Source organism: Streptomyces sp. ISL-36 (assembly GCF_018614205.1).
In the GTDB taxonomy this organism is placed as follows: domain Bacteria; phylum Actinomycetota; class Actinomycetes; order Streptomycetales; family Streptomycetaceae; genus Streptomyces.
The window spans coordinates 67,219-78,875 of the sequence record NZ_JAGGOS010000040.1; the positions used below are offsets into that span (position 1 = coordinate 67,219).

Annotated in this window: 11 protein-coding genes; 5 read left to right on the forward strand and 6 right to left on the reverse strand. The window is 69.9% G+C overall.

The features are described 5' to 3' along the window. Positions 1-13: 13 nt before the first annotated feature. Positions 14-415, forward strand: coding sequence for a hypothetical protein (locus J7E93_RS10250; RefSeq protein WP_215067617.1), 402 nt, complete (start codon positions 14-16; stop codon positions 413-415). A 38-nt stretch (positions 416-453) separates the two neighbouring features. Here J7E93_RS10250 and J7E93_RS10255 read toward each other — a convergent pair whose 3' ends face one another. From J7E93_RS10255 to coxB, 4 genes are all read right to left on the reverse strand, one after another. Next, on the reverse strand, positions 454-1,707 hold the full coding sequence (locus J7E93_RS10255) for an Ig-like domain-containing protein (RefSeq protein ID WP_215067619.1): 1,254 nt from the start codon (positions 1,705-1,707) through the stop codon (positions 454-456). 122 nt (positions 1,708-1,829) lie between these two features. Continuing rightward, positions 1,830-2,228 carry a cytochrome c oxidase subunit 4 gene (locus tag J7E93_RS10260; protein WP_215067621.1) on the reverse strand — a complete coding sequence of 133 codons (399 nt, stop codon included), beginning with the start codon at positions 2,226-2,228 and terminating at the stop codon, positions 1,830-1,832. After that, positions 2,225-3,961 carry a cytochrome c oxidase subunit I gene (gene ctaD, locus J7E93_RS10265; protein WP_215067623.1) on the reverse strand — a complete coding sequence of 579 codons (1,737 nt, stop codon included), beginning with the start codon at positions 3,959-3,961 and terminating at the stop codon, positions 2,225-2,227. The genes J7E93_RS10260 and ctaD overlap by 4 nt, the downstream gene beginning before the upstream one ends. Continuing rightward, on the reverse strand, positions 3,958-4,953 hold the full coding sequence (gene coxB / locus J7E93_RS10270) for a cytochrome c oxidase subunit II (protein WP_374105368.1): 996 nt from the start codon (positions 4,951-4,953) through the stop codon (positions 3,958-3,960). The genes ctaD and coxB overlap by 4 nt, the downstream gene beginning before the upstream one ends. Positions 4,954-5,327: 374 nt before the next feature. Between coxB and J7E93_RS10275 the strand changes: the two genes are divergently transcribed. After that, the gene (locus J7E93_RS10275) at positions 5,328-6,713 is read left to right on the forward strand and encodes a cysteine desulfurase/sulfurtransferase TusA family protein (protein ID WP_215067627.1); all 1,386 of its coding nucleotides are present in this window, start codon (positions 5,328-5,330) and stop codon (positions 6,711-6,713) included. Between the two features lie 195 nt (positions 6,714-6,908). On the opposite strand, the gene J7E93_RS10280 is transcribed toward J7E93_RS10275, so the two are convergent. After that, entirely contained in the window at positions 6,909-7,883 is a 975-nt protein-coding gene (locus J7E93_RS10280) for a carbohydrate kinase family protein (protein WP_215067629.1), read from the reverse strand. 133 nt (positions 7,884-8,016) lie between these two features. Between J7E93_RS10280 and J7E93_RS10285 the strand changes: the two genes are divergently transcribed. Next, positions 8,017-8,223, forward strand: a complete 207-nt coding sequence (locus tag J7E93_RS10285) for a hypothetical protein (protein WP_215067631.1) — start codon at positions 8,017-8,019, stop codon at positions 8,221-8,223. 110 nt (positions 8,224-8,333) lie between these two features. Then, complete coding sequence (locus J7E93_RS10290) at positions 8,334-9,695, forward strand: hypothetical protein (RefSeq protein ID WP_215067646.1); 1,362 nt, start codon at positions 8,334-8,336, stop codon at positions 9,693-9,695. Positions 9,696-9,781: 86 nt separating this feature from the next. Here the strand turns inward: J7E93_RS10290 and J7E93_RS10295 are convergent, their stop codons facing one another. Next, positions 9,782-10,138 carry an iron-sulfur cluster assembly accessory protein gene (locus J7E93_RS10295; RefSeq protein ID WP_018848827.1) on the reverse strand — a complete coding sequence of 119 codons (357 nt, stop codon included), beginning with the start codon at positions 10,136-10,138 and terminating at the stop codon, positions 9,782-9,784. 294 nt (positions 10,139-10,432) lie between these two features. On the opposite strand from J7E93_RS10295, the gene nadA reads away from it, so the two are divergent. Continuing rightward, positions 10,433-11,614 (forward strand): quinolinate synthase NadA, encoded by a 1,182-nt coding sequence (gene nadA / locus J7E93_RS10300; RefSeq protein WP_158986627.1) that lies wholly within the window; start codon positions 10,433-10,435, stop codon positions 11,612-11,614. Positions 11,615-11,657: the final 43 nt, after the last annotated feature.

Here is an 11,657-nt window from a genome sequence, read left to right on the forward strand (position 1 = left end):
TCACGGAGGAACGATGCAGTCGAGCGCCACGGTCCTGGTCTACAGCGACGACGCGAACACGCGGGAACAGGTGCGGCTGGCTGCCGGGCGCAGGCCCGCGGCCGATGTTCCCCCGGTCGAGTTCGTCGAGTGCGCGACGCTCCCCGCGGTGCTGGCGCGCCTGGAGGAGGGCGGTATCGACGTCTGCGTCCTGGACGGCGAGGCCGTGCCGGCGGGCGGGATGGGTGTCTGCCGGCAGATCAAGGACGAGGTCTTCCACTGCCCGCCGGTGCTGCTCCTGATCGGCCGCCCGCAGGACGCCTGGCTGGCCACCTGGAGCCGCGCGGACGCCGCGGTCACCCTTCCGGTCGAACCGGTGGGCTTCGCGGCGTCCCTGGCGTCGCTGCTGCGCACCCGCCTGTGCATCGACGTCTGACGGCCGATGCCCGACGGCTGACGCCTGACGCCTGACGGCTAGATCGAGGGCTTCAGACGGTTGGGGTCGGGCGGGTTGGCGGCGTTCTGCGTGGGCTCCACGAGGGCGCTGCCCTTGCGCCACTTGTCCCAGGGCAGGTTCCAGTCGCCGAAGCCGTTGCCGAAGGTGTCCATCGTGTCGCCGTAGCTGTTGATCGTCTTCACGATGTCGCCCGGGCGCACGGTCTCGTAGAACCAGGCCGCGTTCCCCGTCGACATGCCGACACAGCCGTGGCTGACGTTCGCAACTCCTTGCGAACCGACGGACCAGGGCGCGGCGTGGACGTATTCACCACTCCAGGTGACCCGGGTCGCGTAGTAGACGGGCAGGTCGTACGACTCCGAACTGCCTTCCGCGATGCCCACGCTGGTACCGCGCATCCGTACGAAGTACTCCTTGCCCAGCACCACCTTGATGCCGTTACGGGTGGAGAAGCCCGGCTTGCCGGTGGTCACCGGAATGGTGTTGATCACTTCTCCGTTGCGCCGCACGGTCATGTAGTGCGAGCCCGCGTCCGCGACCGCCTCGATCCGGTCGCCGATCGTCAGCTTCAGCGGCTTCGACTCGCCGCCGTAGAGCTTGTCGCCGACCTTGACGCCCTGGAGGTTCGCGGTGGCGGAGATCACCGCGCCGACGGGCCAGTAGTCCTTCGGGCGGTAGTGCAGCTTCTTGTCGTCCACCCAGTGCCAGGAGCCCTCCACCGACGGCGTGGAGCGGACCTTCAGCGCCCGTTCCACCACCGCTCTGGCCGCCCGGTCCTTGACGGGGAGGCTGAGGTCGGCCGTGAGGGGCTGTCCGACGCCGTACTTGCCCGCCTCCGGGCCGAACTCCACCGTCAGGGCGCCCTTCGCCGGGGCTGTCTCGAAAGTGAACGTACGGGCGCCAGGAGCGCCGTCCTCGTCCTCCGTGGAGACCCTGACGGTGTAGCGGGCTCCGGCCGTCAGCGAGCCCGTGGAGCGCCAGCGCTGGCCGTCCGCGGTGAGTTCGCCCGCCAGATGGTGCCCGGTCGCGTCGACGGCCGTCACATCGGTGATGCGGCCTTCGTTGCCCTTGGCCGTGATCTCCAGCGCCTTGTCCGGGTCGGCCTTCCTGCCGTCCGCCGGAGCGTTGAAGGAGACCTGCTGCCCCGCGTCGTACGGCCTCGTCGACAGCGGGTGACCCTCGGAGCCCGTGCAGGCGGTGGCGCCGGCCGTGACGGTGACGGCCAGGACCGTGCAGCTCAGCGCGGTCCGAATGCGCGGCGTGTCGTTCATGAGATCACCGTAAGAACATTCGCCCGAGCCAGCGCGCCGAGTGCTGCAAAAGAGGGGCCCGGCCACTTCGGTGACGAAGCGTCCGGGCCCCTCGGGTACTGCGGGGGTGCTGCGGGGTACAACTACTGGTTCTGGTTCTCGCCGCGGTAGAACTCGAACACCCAGCCGAAGAGACCGACCAGGATCAGCGGGGCCGAGAAGTACAGCAGCCACCAGCCCATCGCGATGGCGAGGAAGGCGAGCGCACCGCCGATGGCGAGCGAGAGCGGCTGCCAGCTGTGCGGGGCGAAGAAGCCCACCTCACCGGCCTCGTCCGCGACGTCGGCCTCCTTGTCGTCCTGCGCCATCGCGTCGACACGCCGGGCCGTGAAGGCCAGGTAGTAGCCGATCATGATGGAGAGACCGAAGGCCAGGAAGAGCGCCGTGGTACCGACCGGCTCCTTCGACCACACGCCGTAGAGAACGGCCATGGCGAGGATGAAGACGCTCAGCCAGATGAACATCTTGCCCTGGATCTTCACTTGCCGGCCTCCTTGCTGCCGGTGAGGGCCGCGGCGTCGTGCGGCTTGTTCTCGAGCTGGTCGATCGCCGCGATCTCAGGGTGGTGCAGGTCGAACGCCGGGGATTCGGAACGGATCCGCGGCAGGGTGAGGAAGTTGTGCCGCGGGGGCGGGCAGGAGGTGGCCCACTCCAGCGAACGGCCGTAGCCCCAGGGGTCGTCGACCTCGATCTTCTTGCCGTACTTGGCCGTCTTCCAGACGTTGTAGAGGAACGGCAGGATCGACAGACCGAGCAGGAACGAGGAGATCGTCGAGATCGTGTTCAGCGCGGTGAAGCCGTCGGCGTCGAGGTAGTCCGCGTAACGACGCGGCATGCCCTCGGCGCCCAGCCAGTGCTGCACCAGGAACGTGCCGTGGAAGCCGATGAACAGCGTCCAGAACGTGATCTTGCCGAGCCGCTCGTCCAGCATCTTGCCGGTGAACTTCGGCCACCAGAAGTGGAAGCCGGCGAACATCGCGAAGACCACGGTGCCGAAGACGACGTAGTGGAAGTGCGCGACGACGAAGTACGAGTCGGAGACGTGGAAGTCCATCGGCGGCGAGGCCAGGATGACGCCGGTCAGACCACCGAAGGTGAAGGTGACCAGGAAGCCGATCGTCCAGAGCATCGGTGTCTCGAAGGACAACGAGCCCTTCCACATCGTTCCGATCCAGTTGAAGAACTTCACGCCGGTCGGTACGGCGATGAGGAACGTCATGAAGGAGAAGAACGGCAGGAGCACGCCACCGGTGACGTACATGTGGTGGGCCCACACGGTCACCGACAGACCCGCGATCGCGATGGTCGCGGCCACCAGGCCGATGTAGCCGAACATCGGCTTGCGGCTGAAGACCGGGATCACTTCGGAGACGATGCCGAAGAACGGCAAGGCGATGATGTACACCTCTGGGTGTCCGAAGAACCAGAAGAGGTGCTGCCACAGCAAGGCGCCGCCGTTGGCCGCGTCGAAGACATGGGCACCGAACTTGCGGTCCGCCTCCAGGGCGAACAGCGCGGCCGCCAGGACCGGGAAGGCGAGCAGGACCAGCACACCGGTCAGCAGCACGTTCCAGGTGAAGATCGGCATCCGGAACATCGTCATGCCGGGAGCGCGCATGCAGATGATCGTGGTGATGAAGTTGACCGAACCGAGGATCGTGCCGAAGCCGGAGAAGGCCAGACCCATGATCCACATGTCGGCGCCGACACCCGGCGAGCGGACGGCGTCCGACAGCGGGGAGTAGGCGAACCAGCCGAAGTCGGCCGCACCCTGCGGGGTGAGGAAGCCGGCCACCGCGATGATCGAGCCGAAGAGGTACAGCCAGTACGCGAACATGTTCAGCCGCGGGAACGCCACGTCGGGCGCGCCGATCTGCAGCGGCATGATCCAGTTCGCGAAGCCGGCGAACAGCGGCGTCGCGAACATCAGCAGCATGATCGTGCCGTGCATCGTGAACGCCTGGTTGAACTGCTCGTTCGACATGATCTGCGTACCCGGACGGGCCAGCTCGGCGCGCATGAAGAGCGCCATGAGTCCGCCGATGCAGAAGAAGACGAACGACGTCACCAGGTAGAGGGTGCCGATCGTCTTGTGGTCGGTGGTGGTGAGCCACTTGACCACGACATTGCCGGGCTGCTTGCGGCGTACCGGGAGCTCGTTCTCGTACGAGTCCTCAGCCGCGGCCGCACCGTGGGGTTCGTTGAGGATGCTCACAGTGTGTTCTTCTCCGCATTCCTGGCCGGGTCCGTCTGCTCAATGCCCGACGGGATGTAGCCGGTCTGCCCCTTCTCCGCCAGCTCCTTCAGGTGCTGCTGGTAGCGCTCCGGAGAGACCACCTTGACGTTGAAGAGCATCCGGGAGTGGTCCACACCGCACAGCTCGGCACACTTGCCCATGAAGGTGCCCTCCTTGGTGGGAGTCACCTCGAAGGAGTTGGTGTGACCGGGGATGACGTCCTGCTTCATCAGGAAGGGGACCACCCAGAAGGAGTGGATGACGTCACGGGAGGTCAGGACGAACCGGACCTTCTCGCCCTTCGGCAGCCACAGGGTCGGACCCGGGTTGCCGTTCTGCGGGTTGCGGTCACCGGGGATACCGGCGTCGTAGACGCCACCGGCGTTCTCCGGGAAGTCGTTCTGGAACTTGTCCGGAATGGCCGCGAGGTTCTTGTCCGTCTTGGCGTCGCCCGTCACACCGGGCACGTTCTCGACGTAGTTGAAGCCCCAGCTCCACTGGTAGCCGACCACGTTCACGGTGTGGGCGGGCTTGTCGGAGAGCTTGAGGAGCTTCGACTCGTCGCGCGCCGTGAAGTAGAAGAGCACGGAGACGATGATGAGCGGGGTGACCGTGTACAGCGCCTCGATGGGCATGTTGTACCGCGTCTGCGGAGGTACCTCGATCTTGGTGCGGCTGCGCCGGTGGAAGATGACGGACCACAGGATCAGACCCCAGACAAGGACGCCCGTGGCGAGCGCAGCCGCCCACGAGCCCTGCCAGAGGGAGAGGATCCGAGGTGCCTCTTCCGTTACCGGGGTGGGCATACCAAGGCGGGGGAAGTCTTCCCAGTTGTACGAGCAGCCGGTGGCTGTCGCCAGGATCAGGCCCGCAGTCAGCACCTGCGGCAGCTTCCGCCGCATCGGGCGCCGAGACGTGGGGGTACCACCCGCGCCTTGGCTGCGGGGGAGGTCGGAGCCGTTGGGACTCACGTAGCGCCTTCCCGAGAGTCTCGGCCCGCGCTGGTCGGCTACGGCCGTCTCGCTGGTCGGTCGCCGCCCCGGCCGCGGGCAGGGGTTTGGATGTTTATGCGGACCAAACCCTACTGGACGCTATTTGGGGTCGCGCGGGGAGGGTGCCCAACGCGCCGTCCGACTCCCCGAAGGGGTGGACGTGATCATTCCGCGGGCGGCTCCGGAGCCTCGGCCGGCAGGTCGACCGGGGGCCGGTCCACGGGCGTCCGGGGGCCGTTCGGCGACGGACGGGCGGCAGGGGCGGCGGCCGTCCGGTGGTCGACGGGCGGCGCGGGCCGGGCATGTGACGGGGGCTTACGGAGCGGCGGGGCAGCAGGCCCTACCGTGTCGGTGTGCCCTACTTCGATGCCGCTTCCTCCGCCCCGCTGCACCCCGTCGCCCGCCAGGCACTGCTCGCCTCCCTGGACGAGGGGTGGGCCGACCCGGCCCGGCTCTACCGGGAGGGGCGGCGGGCCCGGCTGCTCCTGGACGCGGCCCGGGAGGCCGCGGCCGACGCGGTGGGGTGCCGTCCCGACGAACTCGTATTCACTCCTTCGGGGACGCGCGCGGTTCACTCCGGAATCTCCGGGGCGCTCGCGGGGCGTCGGCGTGTCGGGACCCGGCTCGTGGTCTCGGCGGTCGAGCACTCCTCCGTCCTGCACGCGGCCGAGACGCATGCGGCGGCGGGCGGATCGCTGACCGAGGTGCCGGTGGGCCGGTCGGGCGCGGTGGAGGCCGCGGCCTTCGCGGCGGCGCTGGACGAGGGCACCGCGCTGGCCTGCCTGCAGTCCGCCAACCACGAGGTGGGGACGGTGCAGCCGGTCGCGGAGGTCGCGGAGGCGTGCCGGGCGGCGGGGGTCCCGCTCCTGGTGGACGCGGCGCAGTCGCTGGGGTGGGGGCCGGTCGAGGGCGACTGGTCGCTGCTCGCGGCGAGCGCGCACAAGTGGGGCGGTCCTGCGGGCGTCGGGCTGCTCGCGATCCGTAAGGGCACCCGCTTCTCCCCCCAAGGCCCGGCGGACGAACGGGAGTCGGGGCGGGCGGCCGGTTTCGAGAACCTGCCGGCGATCGTGGCCGCGGCGGCGTCCCTGCGGGCGGTGCGGGCGGAGGCGGAGGCCGAGGGGGCGCGGCTGCGGGGCCTGGTGGAGAGGATCCGGGGCCGGGTCGGCGAGCTGGTGCCGGATGTGGAGGTGGTGGGCGACCCGGTGCGCCGGCTCCCCCATCTCGTCACCTTCTCCTGTCTCTATGTCGACGGGGAGACGCTCCTGCACGAGCTGGACCGGGAGGGTTTCTCCGTTTCGTCCGGTTCGTCGTGTACGAGTTCGACGCTGACCCCCAGCCATGTCCTGCGGGCGATGGGGGTGCTGAGCGAGGGGAACGTCCGGGTGTCCCTGCCGGCGGGGACGGCCGAGGAGGACGTGGAGCGCTTCCTCGACACCCTGCCTGGGGTGGTGGCGGCGGTACGGGAGCGGCTCGGCGCGCCGGAGCCGGTGACCGGGGCGGCGGCCGACTCGGGCTCGCTCGTGGTGGACGCCCTGGGCAAGCGCTGCCCGATCCCGGTCATCGAACTGGCCAGGGTGATCGGCGACGTCCCGCTGGGCGACACGGTCACCGTCCTCGCCGACGACGAGGCGGCCCGCCTGGACATCCCGGCCTGGTGCGAGATGCGCGGCCAGGAGTACGTGGGCGAGGAGCCCTCCCCGAAGGGGGGCACGGCGTACGTGGTGCGCCGGGTGGCGTAGGGAGCCGGGACCCGGGGGGCGGGGCGGGCGCGTCGGAACCGCGCGAGCCGGCGGGCCGCGCCACCAGGTAAGGCGCAGGGCCGGCCGCGCAGCTCCGGGGGCACCGGCCGCGGCGGCCTGGCGCGAAGCCGGCCGTTCGGGGCCCGCGAGTCGCGGGCCCCGAGGGCGTAGGGGCGGAGGGCGGAGGCCCCGGCGTCAGGACAGGTGGGCCTGGACCTCGGTCGCGGCCTCGTCGCCGTACGCCTTGGTGAAGCGCTCCATGAAGTGGGCCCGGCGCAGGGTGTACTCCTGGGTGCCCAGGGTCTCGATCACCAGCGTGGCGAGCATGCAGCCGACCTGGGCCGCGCGCTCCAGGCCGACACCCCAGGACAGGCCCGTCAGGAAGCCGGCGCGGAACGCGTCGCCGACGCCCGTCGGGTCGACCTTGGCCTCCTCCTCGGGGCAGCCGACCTCGACGGCCGGCTCGCCCGCGCGCTCGATGCGCACGCCGCGCGAGCCGAGCGTGGTGACCCGGTGGCCGACCCTGCCGAGGATCTCCTCGTCGTTCCAGCCCGTCTTGGACTCGATGAGGCCCTTCTCGTACTCGTTGGAGAAGAGGTAGGTCGCGCCGTCGAGGAGTGTGCGGATCTCCTCGCCGTCCATCCGCGCGATCTGCTGCGAGAAGTCGGCGGCGAAGGGGATGCCCCGCGCCTTGCACTCCTCGGTGTGACGGAGCATCGCCTCGGGGTCGTCGGCGCCGATCAGCACCAGGTCGAGACCGCCCACGCGGTCGGCGACCGACTTGAGCTCGATCTGCCGGGCCTCGCTCATCGCGCCCGTGTAGAAGGAGCCGATCTGGTTGTGGTCCTTGTCCGTGGTGCAGACGAAGCGGGCGGTGTGCAGGACCTCGGAGATCCGGACCGAACCGGTGTCGACGCCGTGGCGGTCGAGCCAGGCGCGGTACTCGTCGAAGTCGTAGCCGGCCGCTCCCACGAGGATCGGGTTGCCGCCCAGCTGGCCCATGCCGAAGCAGATGTTCGGGCCGACGCCTCCCCGCCGGATGTCGAGGTTGTCGACGAGGAAGGAGAGGGAGACCGTGTGGAGCTGGTCCGCGACGAGCTGGTCCGCGAACCGGCCGGGGAAGGTCATGAGGTGGTCGGTGGCGATGGAGCCGGTGACTGCGATACGCACGGCTGGGTGCTCCTGCGGGTGCGGAAAGGGGTTGACAGTTCACGCTACCGGGTGGGGGGCGCCCTGCCGAACAGTGGAAACTACCCCAGAGTAGGCCTTTTCACCGAAGCGATGCCGTGCGTACGGTGCGCCTATGTCCACGTACCCCGCTCCTCGTGAGCAGCAGGAGTCCGAGATGAGCCTGGCCCAGCTGCGCGGCGACAGCGCGCGGATGGCCCCGCACTGGGTGGTCCCCGCGACCGCCTCGGCCGCTCCGGTCTCCCCCGCCCTGATCCACGGCGTCGTCGTCCCGCCCGCCTCGGCGCGGCTGATCGACGCCACGCCCGAGTACGGCGCCTAGGGGACGGAACCAGCCGCTCGCCCGATCCGTCCCACCGGTGTCATCACCACGGACGAAGGAGCGATGCGGTGAGCACTACGGACAACCCGCGGCGCGGTCGCAGGCCGCTGATGGTCGCGGCGGTGGCGGCGGGCGTCCTGCTGGCCGGTGGTGGCGGGGTGTATCTCGCCGCCGCGCCGTCCGGTGGTGGCGCCCCCGCCGCTCCCCCGCCGCTGCGCCTCGACGCCAAGGGCGACGGACCGGGCATCGCGCCCGGCGAGCCGGACCCGAGCGGCGGTGGCACGGTCTACAAGGCCAGGGGCCCGCTCCCCCAGGGCCCCTCCTCGGCCCCGGTCCACCGGCCCGAGGGCAAGGTCACCTCGGCGGAGGTGGCCCGGCTGGCGAAGGCGCTCGGCGTTCCGGGGGAACCGAGGCTGGAGGGCGCCGTCTGGAAGATCGCGCCGGAGAAGGACGGATCGGGTCTGCGGCTCGATGTGTCGGCCGAAGCGCCGGGCAGCTGGACGTTCTCGCGGTACGACGGCGGCCCGGCCGGCGACGCCTGCCTCAAGGGCAAGGCGTGTCCGCCCCCGGGTGAGGCGAAGCCCCCGAGCGGCGGACCGGTCAGCGAGGCGGCGGCGCGGGCCGCCGCGGCGCCCGTCCTGAAGGCGATCGGCCAGGAGGACGCGAAGCTGGACACGACGCAGGTGATGAACGGCACCGTACGGGTGGTCAACGCGGACCCGGTGGTGGGCGGCCTGCCGACGTACGGCTGGTCGACCGGCATCCATGTCGGTCCCGACGGGAAACCGGTCGCGGGCAGCGGGCACATGAAGGATCCGGCGAAGGGTCCCGGCTATCCGGTGATCGGCGCGGAGAAGGCGCTCGAGGAGCTGAACAAGGCGTCCTCCGGGCCGGGCACGATCGGTATCGGCGGCTGCGCCACCGATCCGCCGGCGGCGGACACCCCTGGAGCTCCTCCTGCGACGACCTGCGAGCCGGACGTGCGGCCGAAGGAGCTGGCGGTCACCGGCGCCGTGTTCGGCCTCGCCGCGCAGTTCGTGGACGGGAAGCAGGCGCTCGTGCCGTCGTGGCTGTTCACGGTGGAGGCGGAGGCGGGGGCGAAGCCGTCCACGGTCGTCCGGACGGCGGTGGCCCCGGAGCATCTGGCGCCTCGGGCGAAGCCGACCCCGACCCCGACACCGGCCCCGGACGAGGGCACCGCGCCCGCGCGGCAGATCGGGTCGTACCGGATCGACGGCACCGGCACCAAGCTGTCGGTCACCTTCTGGGGCGGCGTCTGCAGCGAGTACACGGCGACGGCCGAGGAGAGCGCGGGCAAGGTCGGCGTGCGGGTGACGGAGCGGCCGATCGACCCGGACAGGGCCTGCATCGCCATCGCCGTGGAGGTGACGCGGACGGTGACGCTGGAGCAGCCGCTGGGCGGCCGGACGGTGGTCGACGCGGCGAGCGGGGAGCCCGTACCGCGGAAGTGAGCGGGCGGGAAGAGACGAAGGCGGCGGCCCGGGAATCCCGGGCCGCCGCCTTCGTACTGCCTACGACTCAGCGGGAACGAGTCGCCTCAGCTGAACGAGTCGCCGCAGGCGCAGGAGCCCGTGGCGTTCGGGTTGTCGATCGTGAAGCCCTGCTTCTCGATGGTGTCGACGAAGTCGATGGAGGCACCGCCCAGGTACGGGGCGCTCATGCGGTCGGTGACGACCTTGACGCCGTCGAAGTCCTTGACGACGTCACCGTCGAGCGAACGCTCGTCGAAGAAGAGCTGGTAACGCAGACCGGAGCAACCGCCGGGCTGTACGGCGACGCGCAGCGCCAGGTCGTCACGGCCTTCCTGATCGAGCAGGGCCTTGACCTTGGCCGCGGCGGCGTCAGACAGGAGGATGCCGTCGCTGACAGTGGTCTTCTCGTCCGATACGGACATCTGCTTCTCTCCCGGGTTGTACGGAGACTGCTTGCCGACGGTAGCAACCGGCGGGGCCCGGGATTCATTCCGAGCGAGGCCGCGTCTTCACGTCTTGTCCCTTTCATGCTCGCACACCCGCTCGCGGGCAAGCACCGCTGCGTGGAGCCCGAATTCGTCACATCGACACTATGGCCATCGTCAAACTGACACGAAGCGGTTATGATAGATAGCGTCATTTAGACGAAAAGCCTCCGGTGCCAGCACCGGCTCCACTGGAGCGGCTCCGGCCGCACTGATTTTGGAAAAGAAAGGGTGCGTGACGTGACCACCGCCCAGCCCCTGGACGTCCAGCCGACGCCGCTCGCTCTGCTGCTCCTCGGCCGCGAGGCCGACCCGAAGAGCGAGCGCGGCGTGGAGTGCCCCGGCGACCTGCCGTCGCCCTCCGACCCGGACCTGGTGGAGCGCGCCCGCGCGGCCAAGGAGAAGCTCGGGGACAAGGTCTTCGTCCTCGGCCACCACTACCAGCGCGACGAGGTCATCCAGTTCGCCGACGTGACCGGTGACTCCTTCAAGCTCGCCCGTGACGCCGCGGCGCGTCCGGAGGCCGAGTACATCGTCTTCTGCGGCGTGCACTTCATGGCCGAGTCGGCCGACATCCTCACCACCGACGACCAGAAGGTCGTCCTGCCGGACCTGGCCGCGGGGTGCTCGATGGCCGACATGGCCACCGCCGAGCAGGTCGCCGAGTGCTGGGACGTGCTGACCGAGGCCGGCATCGCCGAGCAGGTCGTGCCCGTCTCGTACATGAACTCCTCGGCCGACATCAAGGCCTTCACCGGCAAGCACGGGGGCACGATCTGCACCTCGTCGAACGCCAAGCGCGCCCTCGACTGGGCCTTCGAGCAGGGCGAGAAGGTGCTCTTCCTGCCGGACCAGCACCTGGGCCGCAACACCGCCGTCCGCGAGATGGGGATGACGCTGGAGGACTGCGTCCTCTACAACCCGCACAAGCCGAACGGCGGCCTGACCGTCGAGGAGCTGCGCGCCGCCAAGATGATCCTCTGGCGGGGTCACTGCTCGGTGCACGGCCGGTTCTCGCTGGACTCGGTCAACGACGTGCGGGAGCGGATCCCGGGCGTGAACGTGCTCGTGCACCCGGAGTGCAAGCACGAGGTCGTGGCGGCCGCGGACTACGTCGGCTCGACCGAGTACATCATCAAGACCCTGGAGGCGGCCCCGGCCGGCTCGAAGTGGGCGATCGGCACGGAGCTGAACCTGGTCCGCCGGGTGGCCAACGCGCACCCGGACAAGGAGATCGTCTTCCTCGACAAGACGGTCTGCTTCTGCTCGACGATGAACCGGATCGACCTGCCGCACCTGGTGTGGGCGCTGGAGTCGCTGGCCGAGGGCAACCTGGTCAACCGGATCCAGGTCGACCGGGAGACGGAGAGCTTCGCGAAGCTGGCGCTGGAGCGGATGCTCGCGCTGCCGTAACCGGCCGTACGACCGAAGGGCGCCCCGCACGTGCGGGGCGCCC

Coding starts and splice junctions, on each gene's coding strand:
- J7E93_RS10285 (WP_215067631.1), top strand. CDS start 8,017: ATGTCCACGTACCCCGCTCCTCGTGAGCAGCAGGAGTCCGAGATGAGC.
- J7E93_RS10255 (WP_215067619.1), bottom strand. CDS start 1,707: ATGAACGACACGCCGCGCATTCGGACCGCGCTGAGCTGCACGGTCCTG.
- J7E93_RS10295 (WP_018848827.1), bottom strand. CDS start 10,138: ATGTCCGTATCGGACGAGAAGACCACTGTCAGCGACGGCATCCTCCTG.
- J7E93_RS10250 (WP_215067617.1), top strand. CDS start 14: ATGCAGTCGAGCGCCACGGTCCTGGTCTACAGCGACGACGCGAACACG.
- J7E93_RS10290 (WP_215067646.1), top strand. CDS start 8,334: ATGGTCGCGGCGGTGGCGGCGGGCGTCCTGCTGGCCGGTGGTGGCGGG.